General features: G+C 39.2%; 19 protein-coding genes. 13 read left to right on the plus strand and 6 right to left on the minus strand.

What is annotated here, in order from left to right; all coding sequences use genetic code 11:
- The first annotated feature begins 75 nt into the window (after positions 1 to 75).
- Positions 76 to 1,260, plus strand: a complete 1,185-nt coding sequence (locus JM64_RS04215; protein WP_064011617.1) for a type III PLP-dependent enzyme — start codon at positions 76 to 78, stop codon at positions 1,258 to 1,260.
- A gap of 53 nt (positions 1,261 to 1,313) precedes the next feature.
- Here JM64_RS04215 and JM64_RS04220 read toward each other — a convergent pair whose 3' ends face one another.
- The 6 genes from JM64_RS04220 to rd form a co-directional block, all read right to left on the minus strand.
- On the minus strand, positions 1,314 to 2,678 hold the full coding sequence (locus tag JM64_RS04220) for an MFS transporter (RefSeq protein ID WP_064011618.1): 1,365 nt from the start codon (positions 2,676 to 2,678) through the stop codon (positions 1,314 to 1,316).
- Complete coding sequence (locus tag JM64_RS04225) at positions 2,675 to 4,090, minus strand: RtcB family protein (protein ID WP_064011619.1); 1,416 nt, start codon at positions 4,088 to 4,090, stop codon at positions 2,675 to 2,677. The genes JM64_RS04220 and JM64_RS04225 overlap by 4 nt, the downstream gene beginning before the upstream one ends.
- A gap of 120 nt (positions 4,091 to 4,210) precedes the next feature.
- Positions 4,211 to 5,929, minus strand: a complete 1,719-nt coding sequence (locus JM64_RS04230; RefSeq protein WP_064011620.1) for a proline--tRNA ligase — start codon at positions 5,927 to 5,929, stop codon at positions 4,211 to 4,213.
- A 20-nt stretch (positions 5,930 to 5,949) separates the two neighbouring features.
- The gene (cysS, locus tag JM64_RS04235; protein ID WP_082868289.1) at positions 5,950 to 7,380 is read right to left on the minus strand and encodes a cysteine--tRNA ligase; all 1,431 of its coding nucleotides are present in this window, start codon (positions 7,378 to 7,380) and stop codon (positions 5,950 to 5,952) included.
- A 35-nt stretch (positions 7,381 to 7,415) separates the two neighbouring features.
- Positions 7,416 to 8,834, minus strand: coding sequence for a glutamate--tRNA ligase (gene gltX / locus JM64_RS04240; RefSeq protein ID WP_064011621.1), 1,419 nt, complete (start codon positions 8,832 to 8,834; stop codon positions 7,416 to 7,418).
- A 156-nt stretch (positions 8,835 to 8,990) separates the two neighbouring features.
- Entirely contained in the window at positions 8,991 to 9,152 is a 162-nt protein-coding gene (rd, locus tag JM64_RS04245) for a rubredoxin (RefSeq protein ID WP_014451070.1), read from the minus strand.
- 164 nt (positions 9,153 to 9,316) lie between these two features.
- On the opposite strand from rd, the gene JM64_RS04250 reads away from it, so the two are divergent.
- The 12 genes from JM64_RS04250 (at position 9,317) to JM64_RS04305 (ending at position 23,824) form a co-directional block, all read left to right on the plus strand.
- Positions 9,317 to 9,955, plus strand: a complete 639-nt coding sequence (locus tag JM64_RS04250) for an MBL fold metallo-hydrolase (RefSeq protein WP_064011622.1) — start codon at positions 9,317 to 9,319, stop codon at positions 9,953 to 9,955.
- Between the two features lie 4 nt (positions 9,956 to 9,959).
- A complete protein-coding gene (locus JM64_RS04255; RefSeq protein WP_064011623.1) occupies positions 9,960 to 11,414 on the plus strand; it encodes a glycogen synthase in 1,455 nt (484 codons plus the stop codon).
- A 35-nt stretch (positions 11,415 to 11,449) separates the two neighbouring features.
- Positions 11,450 to 12,475 (plus strand): galactose-1-phosphate uridylyltransferase, encoded by a 1,026-nt coding sequence (gene galT, locus JM64_RS04260; protein WP_064011624.1) that lies wholly within the window; start codon positions 11,450 to 11,452, stop codon positions 12,473 to 12,475.
- 29 nt (positions 12,476 to 12,504) lie between these two features.
- Positions 12,505 to 13,311, plus strand: coding sequence for an Mrp/NBP35 family ATP-binding protein (locus JM64_RS04265; RefSeq protein ID WP_064011625.1), 807 nt, complete (start codon positions 12,505 to 12,507; stop codon positions 13,309 to 13,311).
- Between the two features lie 34 nt (positions 13,312 to 13,345).
- Positions 13,346 to 13,807, plus strand: a complete 462-nt coding sequence (locus JM64_RS04270) for a YaaR family protein (RefSeq protein WP_064011626.1) — start codon at positions 13,346 to 13,348, stop codon at positions 13,805 to 13,807.
- Between the two features lie 21 nt (positions 13,808 to 13,828).
- Positions 13,829 to 14,575 carry an undecaprenyl-diphosphate phosphatase gene (locus tag JM64_RS04275; protein ID WP_064011627.1) on the plus strand — a complete coding sequence of 249 codons (747 nt, stop codon included), beginning with the start codon at positions 13,829 to 13,831 and terminating at the stop codon, positions 14,573 to 14,575.
- A 64-nt stretch (positions 14,576 to 14,639) separates the two neighbouring features.
- Entirely contained in the window at positions 14,640 to 15,416 is a 777-nt protein-coding gene (locus JM64_RS04280; protein WP_156487896.1) for a hypothetical protein, read from the plus strand.
- Between the two features lie 55 nt (positions 15,417 to 15,471).
- Positions 15,472 to 16,644: a vWA domain-containing protein gene (locus JM64_RS04285; RefSeq protein ID WP_064011629.1), complete on the plus strand. Its 1,173-nt coding sequence runs from the start codon at positions 15,472 to 15,474 to the stop codon at positions 16,642 to 16,644.
- A gap of 44 nt (positions 16,645 to 16,688) precedes the next feature.
- Positions 16,689 to 19,124 (plus strand): endonuclease MutS2, encoded by a 2,436-nt coding sequence (locus JM64_RS04290; RefSeq protein WP_082868290.1) that lies wholly within the window; start codon positions 16,689 to 16,691, stop codon positions 19,122 to 19,124.
- Between the two features lie 36 nt (positions 19,125 to 19,160).
- Positions 19,161 to 21,263 carry a cell division protein FtsA gene (locus JM64_RS04295; protein WP_064011630.1) on the plus strand — a complete coding sequence of 701 codons (2,103 nt, stop codon included), beginning with the start codon at positions 19,161 to 19,163 and terminating at the stop codon, positions 21,261 to 21,263.
- A gap of 314 nt (positions 21,264 to 21,577) precedes the next feature.
- Positions 21,578 to 22,879: an ABC transporter substrate-binding protein gene (locus tag JM64_RS04300; RefSeq protein ID WP_064011631.1), complete on the plus strand. Its 1,302-nt coding sequence runs from the start codon at positions 21,578 to 21,580 to the stop codon at positions 22,877 to 22,879.
- Between the two features lie 78 nt (positions 22,880 to 22,957).
- Positions 22,958 to 23,824 carry a carbohydrate ABC transporter permease gene (locus tag JM64_RS04305; protein WP_064011632.1) on the plus strand — a complete coding sequence of 289 codons (867 nt, stop codon included), beginning with the start codon at positions 22,958 to 22,960 and terminating at the stop codon, positions 23,822 to 23,824.
- Positions 23,825 to 23,843: the final 19 nt, after the last annotated feature.

Below are 23,843 nucleotides of genomic sequence, written 5' to 3' on the forward strand. Positions count from 1 at the left end.
CTTTTGTTTATGTATATTCTGGCAAATATATTCTATCATAAGACCGACAATTTACACAAGGAGGTATAAAAAGAGATGGAAAAACTCAGACAAATTGCGGAGATTTATGGAACACCTGTTTTAGTGATGGACTTGAACGTGGTAAAGCAAAATTACATGAACTTAGTTAATAATATTAGAAATTGTAAGGTCTACTACGCCGTCAAAGCAAATTCTCATGTCGAAATTGTAAAGCTTCTGAGAGATTTAGGAAGCCATTTTGATGTGGCATCACGTGGTGAAATCGAAAAATTACTTTCACTTGGTGTGGAACCATACAGAATGAGTTTCGGAAACACAATTAAAAAGTTAGAAGATATAAAATTTGCATACGACCATGGCATCAGGATGTTTGCTGTAGATTCCGAAATGGAACTAGAGAAGATAGCCATGGTTGCTCCTGGCTCAGATATCTACGTTAGAATTAGTACAAACGGCATGGAAGATGATGCTGATTGGCCGCTTACAAGAAAGTTTGGAACAAGCGTAAGCCACGCCATCGAACTCGTAAAGTACTCTAAAACATTGGGGTTGAACCCCATAGGATTGAGTTTCCACGTTGGTTCTCAAAACTACAACCCTGAGAACTGGAGAACGGCCATAAGGGAAGCTTCCGTTGTTTTCGAAGAGGCAAAGCAATTTGGTATCAACATGTCCATGATTAACACAGGTGGCGGGATGCCTGTCAGATACGTCAAGGACATACCAACAGTCGAGCAGATTGCAAAAGTGATTAACGAAGCTGTGGAAGAATACCTGGGTGATAATATAACCGTTATAGTAGAACCTGGCAGGTCAATGGTAGGAAATGCAGGCATCATGATTACAAAAGTTATCTTGAGAAGTAAAAAAAGTGAGGAGAACTGGTTGTACCTTGATGCAGGTGTGTTCCACGGCTTGACAGAAACAATTCAAAACATACGCTACCGAATAACTGTTGATGGTAAAGAAGATGAAGAGCTCGATACTTTTGTCCTCGCTGGACCTACATGCGATAGTGTTGATGTAATGTACTATGATGCTCAATTACCAAAAAGCACAACGCTTGGAGATATTGTATACTTCCACACAGCAGGTGCTTACACTACCGAGTATGGAACAAACTTCAATGGTATTGATTCACCAAAGATAGTGGTTGTAAACGGTATTTTATCAGATGAGGAATTTGAGGCAAAAATTCCTGAAATTGTAGAAGTCGAAAGTGAAACTTCAAAAGAGTAAGAAAATTTGTAAACATTAATAAATAAGGGCTGGGATTTCCCAGCCCTTATTTATTACCACCAACGGCTTATTCTTTTTCTGCCTATAATAACATCCGAACGGTTTCCTTCCTGAATTCTCACAACGTGCCTACCAGACAAAACCGAAAGCACGTTTGTAAACAACGTCGGCAAAGAAACGTATTTTCTGCTCGATATCTTTGCAAATAGCGGGATTACAGAGTATCTCAATACACTTTCTATTATGAAAAATATCTGGAGCCCATATATGTGGAAATCGCCTATATAGAAATCAAACGAATTGAAAAACCTTGCTAAGGGACCACCAATCAAAGAGCCAATCATTCCGCCCAAACCACCGAGAGCAGAAAAAACTGCAAAGTACATTGGTGAGTTTGCAGACGCCGTTTCCATCGGAAGGGTTATGAATGCAAGGTTCACTGCTGCCCAACCTACACCTGATAGAACTGCATCCAAAGCCAAGGCTAAAATCCAATCCCTTTCGTTCATCAAAATCCAAATAGCTGGCGTTATTGACACTATGGATAACCCAGCAATTAAAACACTTTTGTGACCAAATTCATCGGAAAGCCTTCCCCAAATCGTGTAAAATATCATAGATAAAACAGAAGCTGTTATTGAAGCGTAGCTGATGTAGGTCATGGGTAATTTAAGATTGTGAAGTTGGTGGTAAGGAAAAAAAGGAGCTGCCAGAAGTACCACGAAGTTCCAAGCAAAATACGCTTTGGATAATTTCATAAAGTTTTTATCCGCAAGGACAAGTTTCAAATCGTTAATAGTACCTGTTTTTGCTGCTCTTCTTTCCTCAAGAGGTAGCAATGTAAGGAGCGACAGGAAACTTCCAAGCAATGTAGCAGTAATTATCAATAGAAAGTTAAATGGAATTTTGACATTGTCGTTTATAACTGAAAACAAATAAAACACCAATAATGTTGAAAGCGAAACAAAAAAGTTTCTTAAGCCAAGGTACTTACCCCTGCGTTCTTCAGGTATCATGTCTGAAATCATACTGACCCAAATATTACCCGCAAAAGCTGCAAAAATTTGACTTAAAGCGAAGATAACAATAAAAAGCTTTGGGTTTCTTTGCTCGATAAACAGAAATGGAAGTAGTACTACCCATAAGAATCGTCCTGAGTTGAAAAATGCTAAAAGTATTTTCTTACTAGGGAACTTTTCGATAACAGCAGGCGCAAAAAGCTGAAATATCTGGAATGCCATAGGAAATGACGCAGCAAGGCCCAACCATACTTCATTGAGTCCAAAGTAGATAGCTACCGCTGTAAATATTGCTGTTTGAGTTAGAACAAGGTAAAACGAAGAAAAAACTCCCTCAAGTGTTAAAAAGAATTCATTTTTGTTTTTGTGAAACCTGAATTTTCCACTTCCTTGTCTCATCCTTTAACCACTCCAAGTGGAGTACACTTGGCTATTTTCAAAGAGATTCCAATTTCATCGACAATTTGAACCACTTTGTCAACGTTTTTGTAAGCCTCCGGTGCTTCTTCCACTATACCTTTTTTGGACTTCGCCATGATTTTGATGCCCTTTGATTCAAGTTCTTTCAGAACGTGGTTCACCGATAATTCTCTTGTCGCTTCCCTTCTTCCAAGCGCTCTACCTGCACCGTGAGCTGTTGAGCCAAAGGTTATCTCTTCGGCTTTCTTGGTTCCAACAAGTATGTAAGACGCTGTCCCCATACTCCCGGGTATAATGACCGGTTGCCCAGTCTTTTTGAAAACTTCTGGCAAGGCTGGGTTCCCAGGCCCAAATGCTCGTGTTGCACCCTTTCTGTGAACAATCACTTTTCTTTTTCTTCCGTCGATTTCGTATTCCTCCACTTTTGCAATGTTGTGTGCCACGTCATATACAAGTCTGACATTCATTCCAACCACACTTTTGAACGCTTTCCTAATCATGTGAGTTATGATTTGCCTATTTGCAAATGCATAGTTTGCTGCGCAGTTCATCGCGCTGTAATATGCTTGTCCCCACTCGCTTTTAAAGGGCGCATTGATAAGCTGTTTGTCTGGTAGATTCTTGTTGTGGTCTTTGAGATTGTCTCTCATGTATTTTATGTAATCGGTTGCTATCTGGTGTCCAAAGCCTCTGCTACCGGTATGTATAAGTATCGTTATATCTCCCTTTTTAATACCAAACACAGATGCGATTTCCTCATCATATACTTCTTCTACTAGTTGTATCTCAATGAAATGGTTTCCTGCACCAAGTGTTCCTAGTTCATCTTTCCCTCTCTCATACGCTTCTTCACTAACATCAGAAAAGTCGCAGTCTTCTAATGTTCCTCTGTCTTCTATTCGCAACAAATCTTCTTCTGTTCCATAGCCCATTTCAATAACTTTCCTGACTCCTTGCTCTACGATCTTTTTAAAGTCGTTTTTTGAAAACCTTAAATCGCTTGTTTCACCGACTCCAACAGGTACGCTTTCGTAGATGCGTTTGATGAGACTTTCCAAGTTCTTCTTTACAATATCGGAATTGCCATCTACTACCAGCATTCTGACACCGCAATTTATGTCAAAACCAACCCCGCCGGGGCTTATTATTCCATCTTCTAAATCGAATGCTGCAACACCACCAATAGGAAAGCCGTATCCCCAATGTATATCAGGCATAGCGTATGCTGCTTTCACAATTCCCGGTAATGTTGCCACATTTTTAAGTTGTTCAATAGCTTCCTCATCGATAGTTTCGTAATCAGCAAGAACTATTGCATCAACCCTCATATTGCCCGTTTTTTTAATCCTGTAAATATATTTTCCTTCCTTCTCAACACCCGGGATGGACATATTCAAACACCTCCTTTCAATAACGTAAACTCCGGAAGTTGTGCATAAAAGCTTTGAAGAAAGAATTTAAAACAAACCACCCTTCGACATTTTGTCTCGGGTGGTTTGGCTCTAATCAGTTTATGCTCTTTCGTGTGGATTGTATTTCTCTTTCGATTCTTGTAAGAATCGGTAAATTTTTTCAAAATCTGCTTCTATTCTGAACTGATGACCAGTTCTCCACTTAATTTCAACAAAGCCTTCGTTCAAAGCCTTACCAACCGTTATTCTAAATGGTATTCCTATTAAGTCTGCGTCGCTGAATTTGACACCAGGCGATACATTTCTATCGTCGAAGAGCACTTCTTCGTTACGCTCGATTAGGTAATTGTAAAGCTCTGTCGCAAATTTCATCAGATTTTCGTTGTTACTGACAGGGGTAATGATTGTTGTGAATGGAGCAACAGAAATTGGCCATATGATACCTTTGTCGTCATGAAGCTGTTCTACAATCGCGCCCATCGTTCTTGAGATACCCCAGCCGTAGCATCCCATTATGAATGGTTTTAGCTGTCCATCTCTGTCCATATACTTTGTTCCCATCGCCTCTGAGTACTTCGTTCCAAGTTTAAAGATATGTCCTAATTCAATTCCTTTCTTCATGTTTAAAGGTTTTCCACAAACCGGACAAGGGTCTCCAGCAATAGCAACAACAAGGTCAGTCCATTCATCGGGGACAAAATCTCGTCCAATGTTCACATTAACATAGTGGTAATCTTTCTCCATACCACCAACTACGAAATTTTTCATACCCTTGACTTGGTTATCAGCTATAATCTTTATACCCTTGACTCCCACAGGTCCCAAGAATCCAATAGGCACACCGAAGTCTCTGAATATCTCATCTGGCGTAGCGAAAGTAAGGGACTGGTCGTTAACAAATGCCTTTAACTTTTCCTCGTTCAGTTCTCTGTCACCAGGGACAAGAGCCATGTAGTAACCATTTCTACCCTTGTAAATGAGAGTTTTCACTATTTTTCTTACTGGAACGTTAAGAAAATTAGCGACATCTTCAACCGTTCTTACGTTTGGGGTATACACCTTTTCTATATGTTTCTCTTCTTCATTTTCGTAAACAACTTCTGCGACATACGGAACACGCTCGTCATTTCCCGCATATCCACAATCACAATACAGAATGTTGCTTTCACCAGTGTTGGCAAAAGCTACAAATTCATGACTTTCGCTACCACCTATAGCTCCCGATGATGCCTCAACGATTGCATACTTTAGTCCTATGCGTTCCATTATATTTGAATACGCTTTTCTGTGAGCTCTGTACGTTTCATCTAACGATTCCCAGCTATCATGGAAACTGTAACCATCTTTCATAATGAATTCACGAGCTCGCAACACACCAAATCTTGGTCGAATTTCGTCACGGTATTTGTTGGCAATCTGATAGAGAGTTATTGGCAATTGTTTATAGCTGTTGAGTTCATTTTGCACTAAAAATGTTACTAACTCTTCATGTGTTGGACCAAGCGTAAATTCTCTGTCATGCCTGTCTTTAAGTTTCATCATCTCTGGTCCGTAATCATCCCACCTACCAGACTGTTTCCACAATTCAGCAGGCTGAATTATTGGCATCAGTATTTCATTAGCACCTATCTTGTCCATCTCTTCTCTGACAATTCTTTCAATCTTAAGTAGCACGCGTCTGCCGAGCGGTAGATAAGAATAGATACCTGCTGCTATTTTACGTATAAAACCTCCTCTGATAAGCAATTCTTGACTTGGAACTTCGGAATCAGCCGGTGCTTCCTTGAGCGTTGGTGCATAAAATTGAGAATACCTCATTTCGCTCCCTCCACCATTTCTTATTTTTCTTCTTTCTCAACGATTTCGTATTTTGTTCCCTCAGGCGTATCGTACAACTTGATACCAGATTCAGCCAAAACATTTCTAATCCTGTCAGCAAAATCGAACTGTTTTGATTTTCTAAATTCATTTCGCATATTCACAAGTGACTTAATCAAAGTCTCAAAATTAGTTGAAATAGCTGAAGTTTGGGACTTTCTCTCGCTTTCTGTGTCGAAAACACCTAGAACAGGTCCAAATACCCGTTTAATAAGGTGATACATTTTCAATGCTCTTTCATCGTCTCCATTATCTATCGCTTTGTTTAACTCACGAACCACATCAAAGACGATAGCAAGCGCTACAGGAGTGTTAAAATCGTCAGATAGCGCCTCAACAAATTTTTGAACCAATTCTTTCATTTCTGTATCTTCTTTCGGAACAAGTGGATACGGATATCTTTCCCTAAATCTATTTAATGCTGCGTGAACCCTTTGGGCTGCTTTTGAATTATCTTCAAGCACTTCATTCGAGAACTCGATTGGTGACCTGTAGTGTTTCGACAATAAAAAGAGTTTCACCCCGTCCTTGCCATACTTCCTAACAGCCTCTCTAACTAAGAAAGTGTTCCCCAATGATTTACTCATCTTATCTCCGCGAACTATTATCATTCCATTGTGCATCCAATACTTCGCAGGAGGTTTCCCAGTTAATGCCTCACTTTGGGCTATTTCATCTTCATGATGCGGGAATATGAGGTCTTCGCCACCACCATGGATATCGAACATATCCCCCAACAATTTTTGAGACATTACTGAACATTCGATATGCCAACCGGGTCTGCCCAAACACCAGGGACTATGCCAGGTCGGTTCACCCGGTTTAGCTGATTTCCACAACACAAAATCAAGTGGGTCACGTTTTAATTCGTTGACATCAACCCTTGCCCCTGCTCTTAAATCGTCCAGGTTCTTGCCTGATAACTTACCGTAGTCTGTCAATTTTCTTACGCTGAAATACACATCACCATTAGCTGCAACATACCCATAACCATTTTCTATTATTCTTTGAACAGCATTTACTATGTCATCCACGAAATCCGTGGTTCTCGGGTGAAAGTTTGCCGCACGCACTCCGAGAGAATGTGCATCATGGAAGTATTCAGCAATAAAAGTATCCGCAACAATTTTCCAATCTACTCCCCACTCTCTTGCTTCATTGATAATCTTGTCATCAATATCTGTGAAGTTTTGAACCATCACGACCTTGTATCCGATGAATTCAAGAAACCTTCTAAATGCATCGAAAACAACCATTGGACGTGCATTGCCAATGTGTATATAGTTATAAACAGTTGGACCGCATACGTACATCTTTACGACACCAGGTTCAATAGGTTCAAGTGGAACTTTTTCTTTTGTCAAAGTATCGGTGATATACACTTTGTTCATTGTTATTCACCACTCTTTGGTTAATTTAATTTAACTTACGCGTTCAGATAATTTTGAATACGTGCTATGACTTCTTCCTTCCCAAGTATTTCAAGAATATCTATCAACTCCGGTCCTTCGTGCTTCCCTGTTAAAATAAGCCTAAGGGTCATGTAAAACTCTTTACCTTTTAGTTTTGCATTTTTCATCGCTGTTTTAAACGAAGCGTATACGTTTTCCTTATTCCAAACTTCTACCTTTTGCAGTTCTTCAAGCAGGGCTTTATACGTTTCAACAGCTTCAGGAGTTTTTTCTATGGAGACATTTGGCCTTTCGAAGAAGAAATCTGTTAATTCCGGCAGTTGAGAGAGCTCTTCAATTCTATCTTTCACGGCTGCAATAACCTTTTCTAAATAAGCCTCGTCAACGTCTCTGTTAATGAATGTTTTGGCAAGTTTTACTAATTCTTTGGTGTCCTTCATCCTGATATGCTCGGAGTTCATCCATCTTAATTTATCAGGATTGAAAATAGCTGGATTTTTAACCAATCGCTCTAAGGAGAAACTGCCTATGAGCTCTTCTTTTGTAAGGATTTCTTTTCCTTCTGGATGTGACCAACCCAGAAGTGCTAAGAAATTGACCAAAGCTTCTGGTAAGTATCCTCTTGCTTTGAATTCTTCAACAGAAGTAGCACCGTGACGCTTGCTGAGCTTACTTCCATCAGGTCCAAGAATCATCGACACATGACCAAACACAGGAACGGGCCAACCAAGTGCCTCGTATAGCGCAACTTGCTTTACAGTGTTGGAAAGGTGGTCGTCACCTCTTAGCACATGTGTTATTTTCATAAGACCATCATCGATAACACAAGCGTAATTATACGTAGGCATGCCATTACTTCTTAAAAGTGCAAAATCACCGACACTGCCAGCTTTGAATACAACCTCACCTTTCACAACATCGTTGATAACATAGTCCTTTCGAGGCATAGAGAAGTAAATCGCTGGTCTTAAACCTTTTTCTTCGTACTCTCTTTTCCTTTCTGGAGTATTGTACGGCTCAAGCATCTCGCGTGTGTAATGCGGTGCTTTCCCTTCTGCAAGTAGCTTTTCACGAAGTTGTTCAATTTCTTCCGGGTAAGCGTAAACCTCATAAGCTTTACCTTGCTTTATCAGTTCTTGCGCATAGTAATGGTATAGCTCTGTCCGTTCGCTCTGCCTGTACGGACCATATGGACCACCGATATCTGGTCCTTCATCCCAATCTAACCCAAGCCACCTTAAAGCATTGATAAGTTGTTCTTCGAAAACTTTTTCAGACCTTTCAAGGTCGGTGTCTTCAATTCTTAAAATAAATTTCCCATTTGTTTTCCTTGCAAAGAGATAGTTAAACAAGGCTGTTCTTGCACCACCAACATGTAGATAACCTGTTGGACTTGGGGCAAATCTTACTCTAACTTGACCGTTATTAGACATTCATATCCCTCCGAAGCTAATTTAGTTTTTTCATATACAAGCTATCTATACATAAATCGGGGGGCATGCCCCCCGAATTTTGAACTTTTGAAAAATACAAATGAAATCTAGCAAGTTAAAACCACGTGTTAGTGCGTCCTTATTTTCTCAACGTTCTTAGTCTTCAAGAGGTTCAAACATATCTTTACTTACTCCACAAACCGGGCATGTCCAGTCATCGGGAAGATTTTCGAAAGGTGTGCCTGGTTCAATTCCGGAATCTGGGTCTCCAACTTCTGGGTCATAAATGTAACCACAAACGGTACATCTGTACTTCATATTTCCACCTCCATCTAATTACTAGGTGTAAGTATTATACCACATGAAACGTAGAGTTTTCAACAGACATTTTGTAGAGTATTGTTAATGAATCGTTTAGATGCTAAAATAGTTGAGTGTAAAAGAAGAGTTGAAAGGGTAAATAAGTATGGAGGTGGCTCTACATGGTAGCAACAATCATAAACAACGGTGGAAGCATAAGAATCCCAAAGAATGTGGAAGTTGCATACTCTACTCCAGTTCTTCTGACACAAAATGACCGTAAAATACTTATCGACCCTGGCGATTACACTTCTTTCGGATTTTTGGAAGAATATTTTGAAAATCATAACATCAATTTGGAGGATGTGACAGATATTCTACTGACTCATTTACACTTAGACCATGCCTATGCGACAAGATTTTTCCCAAACGCTACTATCTATATCAACGGTGCTTACAAATCAAAACCGTACAACAAATTCGGGTTATTCAAGAGTAAACTCTACCTTGAAATCATAAACTCTTGGAAGAATGTAGTGGAAATTGATGCTGGGATGAAACTATTCAATGGAAAAGTTGTAGTATTTCACACCCCGTGGCATGCAAAAGAACACTGTTCGTTTGTAATTGATACAGAAAATATGGGCAAAATTCTGTACACGGGGGACATAGTTATGAATCGCGTAGAGTTTTATGATATAATAAGATGGCTGAGAAAAGATGATTGCGCCCGGTTCGTTAATACAATCGGCAGAAAGTGTGATTATATAGTTTTTACGCACGATGAGTACGTGAAAAGTGATGACTACTTCAGGAGGTGAAAATATGCGAATTGCGATGGTTTCTTACGAAGTTTATCCGTTTGCCAAAGTTGGTGGATTAGCGGATGTTGTTGGTGCACTTCCAAAGTATTTAGAAAAGCAAGGAATGGCTGTGGATATTTTCATGCCATACCATAAAAAGGTTGATGAAAACTCTTCGAAATTTGGTTACACCATTGAAAAAGTTTCAGAAGGTATTTCCATTCCACACTTACTCACTGAAGAAAAGTTCGATATTTACAGAACACGTCTACCCGGTAGTAAAAATGTGAATGTATTTTTGATTGCAAACGGATATTACTTTAGCGCAGATGAAGTTTATCAAGGTCCTGACTTGGCAGAGCAAGCGATATTTTTCTCAGCTGCTGTACTCGAAGCAATTAAAAAACTAGACTTTCACTACGATATAATCCATGTTAACGACTGGCAGACCTCGCTGATTCCTGTATACCTTAAATCTATATATAAAAACGATGAAAAACTATCAAAAATAGCCTCCGTGCTAACAATCCACAATTTAGGTTACCAGGGGATTTTCGAACCATCTTACATGAAATTCGCCGGATTACCTGATTATCTCTTCAGTATTGATGGCATAGAGTTCTATGGTAATATCAACTTTCTGAAAGGCGGTATTCTTTTTGCAGATGTTATAAACACAGTAAGTCCAACCTATGCTCGCGAAATTCAAACGAAAGAATACGGTGAGAAGCTCGATGGCGTATTGCGTGTGAGGTCTGCGGACCTTTACGGTATTCTAAATGGTATCGACTATGAAGAATACAATCCAGAGACCGATAAAAGGATATATGTCAACTATAACCTCGATACTATAGAAAAGAAAAAGGAGAACAAAAAATTACTACAACGCGAGCTCGGTTTACCAGAAAGAGACGTTCCTATGATTGGGATGATAAACAGACTTGTAGACCAAAAAGGGCTCGACATCATGGCAGAGATAATGGATTATGTTTCGCTATTTGACATACAGTTCGTCCTTCTTGGTACCGGAGAGGAAAAATACGAGAACATGTTCAAAAAGCTAGGGGAAAGATACCCAGAGAAATATTCTATAAATCTAAAATTCGACGTGGTACTTGCTCAAAAAATCTACGCCAGTGCAGATATGTTTCTTATGCCATCAAGATATGAACCTTGTGGGCTTGGGCAGATGTATAGTCTCAGATACGGAACGATACCTATCGTAAGATACACCGGAGGCTTGGCAGATACAGTAAAAGAATACAACCCTGAAACAAAAGAAGGAAATGGTTTTGGATTCGAAAACTATGACTCTGCATATCTGCTTAAAGCTGTAGCCAAGGCGCTGTATTACTACAATGAAAAAGAACACTGGACTGCCTTGATTAAGAACGCAATGACAACAGATTTGAGCTGGGACAATTCAGCAAAAGAATATGTAAAGCTTTATCAGCGTGCGAAATCAAAAATTCAGTAAATAAAAAATCAAAACAAACTCAGGGAGGAATCTCTATGCCTGAATACAGGAAAGACCCGGTTGTAAAAAGATGGGTTATCATTTCTACAGAACGAGCAAAAAGGCCGCACGACTTTCAGGTAACACCAGAAGAGGTTAAAACAGGTTTTTGTCCTTTTGACTACGGAAACGAACATACCACGCCACCTGAAATCCTTGCGTTCCGTCCAGCTGATACACAACCCAACACTCCTGGATGGTGGGTTAGGGTTGTTTCCAACAAATTCCCGGCTGTGGACCCCGAATTACCGGTTGATAGATACGGGCATGGGATGTACGATGCAATGACTGGATTTGGTTACCACGAGGTTATTATCGAAACTCCTGACCATAACTCAACCTTCGCACTGTTCGATTATAAACAAGCCGAGGAAGTCATTTGGGCGTACGTTACAAGGTTTAGAATGATTGCAAAAGATGAACGAGTCAAGTATATACTTATTTTTAGAAACCACGGTAAAGAAGGTGGAGCTTCGCTTGCCCATCCTCACAGCCAAATTATAGCTACTCCTGTTGTGCCAAAGACCGTTCAGGAGGAATTAGATGGGGCGAAGGATTACTATTCTTACAAAGAACGTTGCGTGTTTTGTGATATGATAAATCAGGAAAGAATAGAAGGAAGGCGAATAGTAGAAGAAAACGAACATTTTATTGCTTTTGAACCTTACGCAGCAAGGTTTCCATTTGAAACTTGGGTACTTCCCAAAAGACACTCGCATGATTTTGGTTCGATTACCGAGGAGGAAGTTAAGTCATTTGCAAGGATTATGAAAGATGTTTTGCACAGGATTTATATTGTATTGAACAATCCACCGTACAACTTCTTAATTCATACTGCACCGGTCATGGATGACGGTAAACTTTACTATCATTGGCATGTTGAAATCATTCCTCGTTTGACACGTGTCGCAGGTTTTGAGTGGGGTTCAGGATTTTATATCAACCCAGTGCCACCCGAAGATGCGGCAAAGTACTTGGTAGAAAATTACCAAGAGTTAATTGAGAAAACAAAATCAGAATAGAAGCTGTGCATAGAAGGAGGAGGAAAAAGATGAGCACGAATTTCAGTTTGAATCCGGACCAGAAGATTGCTGATTTAAAGGAACATGTAAAACACTTCATTGCGGTGTTGAGCGGAAAAGGTGGAGTTGGGAAGACAACGGTTGCTGTGAACTTAGCAACTGCTCTTGCCGAAAGTGGTTACAAGATAGGACTTCTTGATGTTGATATCCATGGACCTGATATCGTTCGTATGCTTGGTGGTAATCCACTACCAGCAGTTGACGAAGACGAAAAAATAATTCCCGCAGAAGTTTTGCCCAACCTGAAAGCACTTTCGATTTCTATGATGGTTGAAGAAGGTAAACCCATCATCTGGAGGGGACCTCTCAAACACTCTGCAATCAAACAGTTTCTTGGTGATACAAAATGGGGAGAACTGGATTTCATGATATTTGATTTACCACCGGGAACCGGTGACGAAGCACTTAGCCTCTTCCAAACAATAGGTCAAACAGATGGTGTACTAATGGTAACAACTCCACAAAAGGTAGCACTTGACGATGTTCGAAGAGCGATAGAATTTGTAAGAGCGATGAACCAAAAAGTTTTGGGCATTGTTGAGAATATGTCTTATATGAGATGCAAAGACGAAGTAGTTTACCCATTTGGAAGAGGTGGAGCAGATTTATTGGCGGCAGAATACGGTGCCCCTGTACTCGGAAGAATCCCTATGGACCCGAAGGCGCTTGAATTACTCGACGAAGGCAAACCGATAACACTTTATTACAGAGGAAGCGAAGTTGAAAAGGCGTTTAGGGAACTCGCTGAAAATGTGGCAAAAGCTGTTGAAAAATAGTGGAATCGTATACTAATCGCAAGGCGGTAGAAAAATGAGAATAGAACCTCCGTCAAATGACCCAAAGTTAAAGAGCTCTGCTATAAAGGGGAAAAAAGCAGGTAAAAAAGAACACGTGAGCTCGAGTCAAAAGAGCTCTTTTCTTGGTGTTTTTGAGGAAGCAGAAAGCGAAGCTATTAGAAAAACCATAGAAGAAATGATAAGTGATGTTGTTGAAGCGGGGAATGATTTTGTAAGGTCCCCAACCGCTGAAAACCTCAAAAGATACAAAGAAAAGATTAGAAACGTCTTGAAGTATGTTGAAAAGAACCTCTATAAATTAGCTGGAAAATACGATTATGCATTGTCACAACCAAGGTTACATATAATTGCCGAACAAGTCGATGAAAGATTGGAGCAACTTACCAACTTACTCATGGAGGCCGAGAAAAACACACTAAAGCTCGCCGAAAAGGTTGGAGAAATCAACGGAATACTTTTTGACCTATACAAGTAAAACCAGAAGGGAGAGGAATTAATGAAAGAATTCTTACTTGGAGTTGTGCAAGGACTAACAGAATTCTTACCTGTATCAAGTTCTGGACATTTAAGCTTGTTTTCAAAACTTTTCGGATTACCGCAAAATCTTCCGCTGTTCGCCTTCCTCCACTTAGCAACGTTCTTAGTAGTTTTAATATTCCTTTGGGAAGATGTGTGGAGTATTATCATAGGTTTAATAAAGTTTGATAACTCAACGTGGACTCTGGCACTTAAAATCATAGTCGCATCTATACCTGCAGGAATTGCGGGGGTGTTTTTTGAAAAGAAGATTGAAGAGATATTCTCTTCTCAAATGTTAATTGGTATATTCTTTTTGGTTACAGCGGTAGCACTCTGGTTGTCTGACTCCTTTTCTGGAAAAAAGTCACTAAACGATATTTCTTATACTGATGCATTGATTATTGGTATCTTTCAAGCGTTTGCAATATTGCCTGGTATATCGCGCAGTGGTTTTACCCTCATTGGAGCGCTTTTGGTAGGCATGAATCGAACCGACGCTTTTAGATTTTCTTTCCTTATGAGCTTACCAGTAACACTCGCAGCTGGAATCTTTGAACTTAAAGATGTTGTCTTCTCGACGGGTGTATTTTCTGGATTTGGTGGAGCATTTGTCGCAGGCTTGATTGCCTTGATTGTAGTGAGACAACTAACCATTTCGGCACATCTGAAAGTTTTCTCGTTGTATCTTATCATACCTTCGTTGCTGAGTTTCATTTTAAAATAAAAACGCAAATAACGTAAGTATTAATCCCCAGGATATACATAAAGAAAATCCTGGGGATTTTTCTTTGAAGGAACAAAACATCAATATTCAGTTCAGTTTATGCGTGTGTTTTACAACCAGAGTCTGTGGTATAATCGTCTTTGAACAGTATCTGTTTCGAACAACAATAAGAGACAAAGGGGGAGCTACCGTGTTGTCTAAGGTTGTCTTAAAATTGAGGATTTTGGTTGTGTGTTTACTCATATTAAATGCACTATCCTTTGGCGCGGAGTTTTATTTCAATACAAAAGATGGAATGGGCATAACGGGGTCCTCAGATTCCATCAGTTATTTGTTAGGTTTCCCATACAGTGAAGTTGGATTTAGATTGCCCTTGGATGAGAACCGGACGATTTTTCTTTCTACGTTCGGTGGTTACGATTTCGGCAAATCTACATACTTCTTGAAGTTGAGCTCTGACTTTCAGGTAGATAACATAATTGTCTCACTACCTTTCGAACTTACTACGAAGATTGTAGAGACAAATGAACCAACTGAAACAGGAAGGTTCAACGTGGGTCTCTCAGCGTCGATAAATTTTGGAAATATAAATTTCAGTGTGTTAGCATACTATTCGGCTCTTTATCTTTTCTATGACCCGGCTTTCAATGTAAACATTCCAACTGTTTACACTGACAACATCTTTCGCTCATCACTGAATGTTAAAGTATCGTACATTCAGCCTACTTTTTCTATTTCACTGGGTTATTTTGCTTCCCTGCGCTGGTTGTCCTATAGGTCATCGTTTATTACAGGTGAGAATTCACCGTACATAGAAGCAAGGGTTAAAGTCCGATTTTGAAAGCTAACAAACATAGAAACACTTTAAAAATTTTTCAACTTGGGGGTTTTGGACTTTGACAAATGTAGAGAAAAAACTCAATAGTATTATTGGAAATTTGATAAAGCAAAATGCATTCTATGGCTATATTCTGATGGGTTCAAAATACAAGGAAGGTAACGTAAAGAACTTAGCGATAACCGTTACTCGGAATGGAGATTTGTTGTTCATTTACAATCCTGTAAGTATCGCCTCAAAGAGTGAATTGATGGTTGAAGGATTAATTTTGCATGAGCTCATGCACTTTATCAACAGACATTATTTGATAAAACCTAAAGATAGACGTGATAAGGCAGTTTGGGACCTTGCAAAAGATGTTGCGATAAATCAATTCATACCTCAACTCGATGCGCTTAGTGTACCTCTGAACGTTCTTATAGAAGAAGGTCACGGGACAGATAACGACATAATTTTCGCAGGTCCTCCCATGAATATGCTAAATAAAACAGCGGAAGAATATCACAATTACATAATAGAAGAATTTATGAAACGTGGGAATTTCGACATCGAAGCAATTGCAGAGAAACTACCAGACAACCATGAATTTACAAGTGACTTACCCATTGAAATGGTTGTCGAGCTCATGGAGCAAAAGGTAGGAAAAGCCTTCAATCTATTTGGCGGTGAGTTACCATCTGGAATGAAACAAAATATTGAACTTTCCATCCGAAAACCCTTGATTAATTGGGAAGTTGCTATTAGAAGATTTGTAGGACTTTCTCAAAGAGGAGACAAATACCCAACACCACTGAGACCTAATAGACGATACGATGACCAACCTGGCTGGAGATACATTTACGTTCCAAAGTTATGCGTCATCATAGACACTAGTGGCAGTATTCTTGAAGAGGAGATAAATTCCTTCATGAGTGAATTGGATGCAATTGCAAGACAAGAGGTTTCGTTAAAGGTAATTCAAGTTGACAAATCTGTCACATTTGTTGGTGATTACAAGCCTGGAGGTTGGAAAGATTTCGAAATTTACGGTGGGGGAGAAACAGACCTCCAACCTGCTGTAGATATGGCTGAGAATCAGTTCAGAAGCGAAGGTATAATAATTTTCACAGATGGATACGTTGACCTTCCAAAGGTTAGTAGGAGGGTACTTTTTGTGTTGAGCAAAAAGCATAACCCGGATTTCTACATGGATGCAAAACGAATTTACGGAAGTGTCTACATTATTGATTAGAAATTGACTAGAAATGGAAAAATAGAGTAGTAGGAGGAAAAGGAATGGAGGAACTTCGGAAGAATTTACATAATGATACAGACGATAAAGATACAAATGAAGAAGAGAAGCTTGAGTACTTAGAATTTCTAAAGAAAAAAATAGAGTACCATTTGGTATTGGAAAAGTACAAAAACCTGTGCTACTCTTCGTTAGGAAAAGAGTACTTGGATTCTTTGCATCCATATAACGTTGATGCTCAACAAGAATTGTCATATGTTGCTGAACTTTGCGACTTCGTACGCGCAAATGGTTATCCATCATCCGATGCTTTTATTGATGTGAGACATATTTTACAAAAGGTCGCAGACGGGTTATTGGTAGATGGCGAGGAATTCATCCTACTACTCAGATTTCTCATAGGTGTCAAATCGTTAAAAGAAATCTTTAAAACCCAAAGATTACTGACTTTGCAAAACTCTGTTACAAATCTTGTGCTAAAAATTGGCAATTACGACGAAATTATAGAGAGAATCAAACAGGTTATCGACGAAAACGGAAAGATTAAGGATAGTGCCTCTTTACTTTTAAAGAACATCAGAAATGAGTATGCTGAAACACTGCGAGAAATACGTAAACGCGTTGAACGCTTCATCTCCCAGCATCAAAACTTACTCCAAGAGGCTACTTATACAATAAAAAACGATAGGTACGTCCTTCCGATAAAAGCCAACGAGCGTGGAAGATTGAAAGGTATTGTTCACGGGAGTTCTTCTTCGGGTTCTACTTTGTATTTTGAGCCGGAAGAACTTATACCACTGAACGATAAGTTGAGGATATTAACTGAGGAAGAAGCTAAAGAAGTGGCAAGAATTCTCAGAGAACTGACATCAAAAGTCTTTGACAGATTACAATCACTTTTGGGGGATATCGAGGTTTTAAAAAGACTGGATGGCTTATTCGCAAAAACTCGATACGTTATTGAGAAAGGTGCCCAAATAATTATTCCAGGTGGAAATTACTTGAAACTTTCAAAAGCGAAGCATCCGTTGATACCTGAGGATAAAGTTGTGCCTATCGACATTGAACTACCAACAGATAAGCTTGGAATAGTGATAACTGGACCAAATACGGGCGGAAAAACTGTCTCCCTTAAGACAATAGCCTTATCAATAATCTTAGCACGAAGTGGTTTTCCTGTGTTGGCAGGTGAAAGTTCCAGGATTCCGGACTACGATGTCTACGTTGATATCGGAGATAGTCAAAACATTTTAGAAAACCTGAGCACTTTCTCTGGCCACATTGTAAACATCGTAAGAGCTCTGAAATTGGCTGACGAAAACTCAATCGTTCTCATCGACGAGCTTGGTTCCGGTACAGACCCATACGAGGGAAGTGCCATTGCACTTGGTATAATTGAAGAACTTATCGCAAGGCGTATAAAATTCATCGTTACAACGCACCTAACACCTGTTAAACTTTACTCAATGAGCCACGATAAGTTAATCACAGCCTCTATGGAATTTGACCCAGAGACATTATCGCCTAAATACAGAATCCTAATGAACATCCCAGGTGCATCTCATGCATTTGAAATTGCACAAAAATATGGTTTGGATGAATCCATTTTGCAAAGGGCAAAGGAACATTTAGATGAGGAACACGTTAGAATAGATGAGTTGATAAAAAGTTTGAATAAGCATATTAGTGAACTTGAAGAAAGGAAACGCGAACTAGAAAATACTTTGCGTGAATATCAAAGACAAAAACGCGAATTTGAAGAAAAATACAAACTCTTGAAGATTAAAAAAATGGAGGAATTCGATAGAGAACTCAGAGAGGTTTATAAAGACATCCAAAAGGCAAAGAGAGACCTGCAAATTACCTTGCAAAGTAAGAATACAGAGAGTGAACAGCTTATTAAGAAGAGACTCAAAGAAATCGAAGGTGAAGTCAAGCACATTGAGGAAGTTCAAGAAAAATTGGAAAAAGTGTTTTACGAAACTGCACTATCAGAAGAAGAAAAAACCATCGGGGTCGGTGATTACGTTAAGCTCATCGACGGTACTGCGGTTGGTAAGGTTGTCGACGTAAAAGGTTCTAAGGTTATCGTAGATTTCAATGGAATAAAGTTGGAAGTAAAACCAGAAAAACTAAAAAGAGTTGCAACACAGACCGTTGTAACTTCAGGAAGTTCTCAATCAAAAACAGAAATAACAAACGAAAAAAGAATACCAACAAAAGTTTACTCGTCGCCACTAACGAAAAACGAAATAGACGTTCGTGGTATGACAGTAGAGGAAGCAGTTGAGAAAATCGATGAATTTATAGACCAGCTTCTAATGTCCGATTTCACAACTGGGTATATAATACACGGAAAAGGAACAGGTAAACTTGCAACAGGTATATGGAGCTATCTGCGTCATGACAAACGTATCAAGAATTACCGTTTTGGTAGACCAGATGAAGGTGGAGTTGGTGTGACAGTCATAGAGATATAATTTAAGATGCCTACACAGTAACCGGAGGTGGAATCCTTGATATTTGCGTTAGACATTGGTACCAGGAAAATCGCAGGTTTACTTGTCGATATGGATGAAAGTGGTAAAATGATTGTTCACGACGTGATAGTTAGAGAGCACGAGCATAGAGCAATGCTTGATGGTCAAATCCACGATGTTGAGAAGGTTGCAAGGGCTGTAAGTATTGTAAAAAGTGAATTAGAAAGCAGAAATAACGTTAAACTCGAAAAAGTGGCGGTTGCACTTGCAGGTAGATTTCTTAAAACATATTTTGGCGAAGCATCCGCAGACGTGAGTGAGACTGGAGAAATAACTTCAGATATCGTAACAAAATTAGAACTCGAAGCAGTAGCAAATACCATGGATAACGTTGAGCCAAACATGTACTGTGTTGGATACTCTGTTGTGAGATACGAATTGGATGGAATGTGGTTCAAAAAAATAGAGGGATTAAAAGGTGGAAAAGCAAGTGTCAAAGTCGTTGCTACGTTTTTGCCAAGTCACGTAGTTGAAGCTATGCTATCGGTATTAAGAAAAGTTAATCTTACAATAACCCATTTGACGCTTGAGCCTATTGCTGCTGTGAACATAACCGTTCCTGAAGATTTGAGAATACTTAACATTGCATTGGTTGATGTAGGTGCAGGAACTAGTGATATTGCTATATCAAAAGAGGGGACAATTATCGCGTATGGTATGGTTCCTCTGGCAGGTGACGAAATTACAGAGGCCATAACTAAGAATTTCCTACTCGACTTCTCAACAGCAGAATATGTAAAACGCAACCTCGAAACAAGTGAAATACTACGAGTTAAAAATATCCTCGACAAAGAGAAAGAAATAAGAAGAGAAGACGTAATAAAAGCTATAGAACCCATCGTAGATTATATGACAAAGCAGATTGCAGACGAGATAGTAGAACTCAACGGTGGAAAACCTCAGGTGGTTATGATTGTCGGTGGAGGTGCTAAAGTACCAATCTTTGCAAGTCATTTGGCTAAACACCTTGATATGGATGAAGAATTTGTTTCACTAAAGATGGCAAAGAATTTGGATTTCGTTGATAAGACCGGTCAAATCGTTGGAAGTGAGTTTATAACACCACTTGGTATTGGGTACACAGCTCTGACAAAAACGGGCAGTGTATTTGAATATGTGACTGTAAATGGCGAAAGGGTTCAGCTTATCGGATTTAGAGGAACATACACTGTCTGGGAAGTATTAGCGCAGATGGGTAAAGACATCCACTCGTTGCTTGGAAAACCTGGAAGGTCAGTTGTTATAGAGATAAATGGCAACCCGGTAGTTATAAAAGGTAAAATGCCAGTCCCAGCGAGCGTTAAAATCAACGGTGTTGAAGCTACGCTGCGTGATACTGTTAAGCACGGAGATATCATAGAGGTTGGTGAAGCTATTGATGGAGAAGACGCTAAACCAATGTTGTATGACTTAATAAAACCCATATACCTGCGTTCGATTGAAACGGATAAGGTTATAGAATACTACCCAAAAGTAAAGCTGAACGGAAAAGAGGTATTTCAAAATACCGAACTACACGATGGTGATACAATAACGTATGAAAGAGTTACCGTACGAGAGATAAGGGAATTTTTGAGTCAGGATTTGATAAGGATAGAGTACTCAGTAAATGGAGTTTACAAAGAAGCTTACGCTGGAGAAGTAAAAATTTTCAAAGACGACTTAGAGCTAAGAGATGAGAACACAGTCGAACCAGGAGAAGAATTAAAATATGCACTTGTTTTGAACTATCCAAAAGTTCGTGACCTTCCAGAAATGGAAAAGGTGAGTATCGTCATAAAAGTCAATGGTCAACCGACGGTCCTAACGAAAGACGGTGTTTTAGTGTGGGTCAACGACCAACTCGTGACTCCAGACTACGAGATTAAAGATGGAGACAAGATAAAAACACAAATACCTGAAGAGCAAAACTTCATTGTTGCAGATGTTCTAAGATTATTTGATTTTGATCCAAGAAAAGTCGTAAGGTATACCCTACTCAAAAACGGAGAGAAAGCTGGATTTACAGATATTTTGAATAGTGGTGATGAAATAATATTCGAATACGAAACTGCAGAATCTCTGGAAAGCGAAAATTAAACTTTCAAAACTTCTATCTTTATAGAAATATGCTGAAATCTTTCGATAGCTACAATCTCAGATTGCGAGCTTTCCATTGCGTTGTTTAACTTTGGAAAGCTCGCATTTTTTACATTATCGATATTAAATTTAACAAGAGTATAATATCTTTTGACAAATGATCTTAAGCAAGTGCATCTTGAACTTCAGCCCTAAATTTTCTTAACATGTGCTTAACGGTTTTCTGTTAGCGTAAGTATAAGAGGTTCGTTTCTCAAGCATTTAGTGTAGATTTTTGATTTGATTTCCTTATCAGGTAAAAGGGAGGTGGCTGTATGAAACGGTTCTTGGTGGTTTTATTGGCTCTTATGGTAGTGGGATTTGGTTTTTCGGAAGTAAAGATTCAGTTTTGGCATGCAATGGGCGGATGGAGGATTGAACTTATTCAAGGAATGGTCAATGATTTCATGAAAGCCAACCCAGACATCAAGGTAGAAGTCCAGTATGTTGGAAGCTACGAAGAAATCCTTGCTAAGACAGTTGCTGCGTTACAGGCAGGTACCCCTCCACACGTTGTCCAACTAAACGAGATCAGTACCAAAAAAATGATAGACAGTGGAGTTATAGTTCCAGTGGAGGATATGATAAAAAAAGATCCATCTTTTGACAAAAAGAAACTCCTACCACAGGTCTTAAATTATTACAGCATCGGTGGGAAGCTTTATTCAATGCCTTGGAATAGTTCAACACCACTTTTGTTCTACAACAAAACAATGTTTAAACAAGCCGGACTTGACCCAAACAAACCTCCGAAAACCTTCAGTGAGGTAATTACATATTCTAGAAAACTTGTGAAAAAGGATGACAAGGGTAACATAATTAGAACAGGCATTACGTGGCCATTGTACGCTTGGTTCTTTGAGCAATGGATGGCTGAACAAAACAAGCTTCTTGTCGATAACAACAACGGAAGAACTGGAAATCCCACTAAGGTTTTGTTCAATAACGAAGCCGGCTTGAGAATAATGGAATTTTGGAACACGTTAACAAAAGAAGGTTTGATGATAAACACAAAGAAAGGAGATTGGACGGCTGCCAGACAACTCTTTATCTCACAAACAGTTGGTATGATTATCACATCAACCTCTGATGTCGCTCTACTTCTTAGTGAATCACAAAAACAAGGATTTGAAATTGGAGCGGCATATATTCCCATCCCAGATGGTGTGCAAAGAGCTGGTGTAATTATAGGTGGAGGAAGTTTGTGGCTCATAAAACAGAAAAATCAAGCTGAGGTAGAAGCAGCATGGAAGTTGATTAAGTACCTTGTTGATGTAGAACCACAAATAACTTGGCACAAGGGAACTGGTTACTTCCCAGTAAGGCTTGATGCCAAAGAAAAACTGGAAAAGGAAGGATATTACAAAGAAAACCCGCTCCACTATATTGCTATTAAACAACTCCTTGATACAATACCGTCTTATGCCACGATGGGTGCAGTTGTCGGAGCATTTCCAGAAATACGAAGTGCCATAGAGAATGCTGTGGAAAAGATGATAAACGGTCAACTAACACCTAAACAAGCACTAGAAGAGGCTGAGAAAGAAGCCAATAAAGCTATTAAGCAGTACTTCTAATTTTTACCTTACGAAAATAGGCTGGCTCAGCCAGCCTATTTTTTAATCGCTTAATTGTCTTTCTGGGGAGTGACTGACATGAGAAAAGGGCTACCGTATTTCTTCATCTTACCAACGCTTATTATTATATCAATCTTTATATATTACCCAGCTTTTAACTCTTTCTATCTTAGCTTTTTCAAAGTTTCTGTGTTTGGGAACAGAAAAACCTTCGTTTGGTTCGATAATTATATAGAACTATTTTCGGATGAAAGATTTGTAAGGTCATTTTTATTTACCATAGTATTCACCGTGGTAACTGTCGTTGTATCAATTTTCCTTTCGTTCTTTATAGCCCTACTTCTCAATCAAAAAGTTCCAGGAGTTCGATTATTCAGAACACTTATCTTTGCACCATATGCTGTATCAACCGCAGTTGCAGGAGCCTTGTGGGGATTTATGTTGAACCCCGTCGTGGGCCACGTGAATTACTTGGTAGCAAGGCTTTTCGGTATCCAGGTGAACTGGATTACAACTATTCCGTACGCCGCCTATGCAGTAATCATTGCAGCAATATGGAAGACTTTACCATTCAACATTATCTTTTACTTAGCAGGACTTCAAAGTATTCCGGAAGAACTTGTAGAAGCAACCAAACTTGATGGAGCAAATGTGTGGATAAGAACATGGAAGTTAACTTTTCCCTTGCTTTCTCCTATAACATACTATCTTGTAATAATGAGTATAATAAGCGCCATGTTCCAATCATTTGCAATAATAGATGTCATGACTCGTGGTGGTCCTGGTGATTATACAACAAACATAATATATAGAATTTACCTGGATGGGTTTAGATTCTCTAAAACTGGACTAGCATCGGCGGAAAGTGTTATACTTTTTCTAATAATGGTTGTAGTCACAACTGTGTACTTTAAATTTGGACAGAAAAGTGTGCATTATCAATAGGTACCAAAGATGGTGGTGG

Source organism: Fervidobacterium pennivorans (assembly GCF_001644665.1).
Classification (GTDB): domain Bacteria; phylum Thermotogota; class Thermotogae; order Thermotogales; family Fervidobacteriaceae; genus Fervidobacterium; species Fervidobacterium ngatamarikiense.

Coding starts and splice junctions, on each gene's coding strand:
- cysS (WP_082868289.1), bottom strand. CDS start 7,380: ATGAACAAAGTGTATATCACCGATACTTTGACAAAAGAAAAAGTTCCA.
- JM64_RS04220 (WP_064011618.1), bottom strand. CDS start 2,678: ATGAGACAAGGAAGTGGAAAATTCAGGTTTCACAAAAACAAAAATGAA.
- JM64_RS04275 (WP_064011627.1), top strand. CDS start 13,829: ATGAAAGAATTCTTACTTGGAGTTGTGCAAGGACTAACAGAATTCTTA.
- JM64_RS04250 (WP_064011622.1), top strand. CDS start 9,317: ATGGTAGCAACAATCATAAACAACGGTGGAAGCATAAGAATCCCAAAG.
- JM64_RS04255 (WP_064011623.1), top strand. CDS start 9,960: ATGCGAATTGCGATGGTTTCTTACGAAGTTTATCCGTTTGCCAAAGTT.
- JM64_RS04290 (WP_082868290.1), top strand. CDS start 16,689: ATGGAGGAACTTCGGAAGAATTTACATAATGATACAGACGATAAAGAT.
- gltX (WP_064011621.1), bottom strand. CDS start 8,834: ATGTCTAATAACGGTCAAGTTAGAGTAAGATTTGCCCCAAGTCCAACA.
- JM64_RS04270 (WP_064011626.1), top strand. CDS start 13,346: ATGAGAATAGAACCTCCGTCAAATGACCCAAAGTTAAAGAGCTCTGCT.
- rd (WP_014451070.1), bottom strand. CDS start 9,152: ATGAAGTACAGATGTACCGTTTGTGGTTACATTTATGACCCAGAAGTT.
- JM64_RS04305 (WP_064011632.1), top strand. CDS start 22,958: ATGAGAAAAGGGCTACCGTATTTCTTCATCTTACCAACGCTTATTATT.
- JM64_RS04225 (WP_064011619.1), bottom strand. CDS start 4,090: ATGTCCATCCCGGGTGTTGAGAAGGAAGGAAAATATATTTACAGGATT.
- galT (WP_064011624.1), top strand. CDS start 11,450: ATGCCTGAATACAGGAAAGACCCGGTTGTAAAAAGATGGGTTATCATT.
- JM64_RS04265 (WP_064011625.1), top strand. CDS start 12,505: ATGAGCACGAATTTCAGTTTGAATCCGGACCAGAAGATTGCTGATTTA.
- JM64_RS04230 (WP_064011620.1), bottom strand. CDS start 5,929: ATGAGGTATTCTCAATTTTATGCACCAACGCTCAAGGAAGCACCGGCT.
- JM64_RS04215 (WP_064011617.1), top strand. CDS start 76: ATGGAAAAACTCAGACAAATTGCGGAGATTTATGGAACACCTGTTTTA.
- JM64_RS04300 (WP_064011631.1), top strand. CDS start 21,578: ATGAAACGGTTCTTGGTGGTTTTATTGGCTCTTATGGTAGTGGGATTT.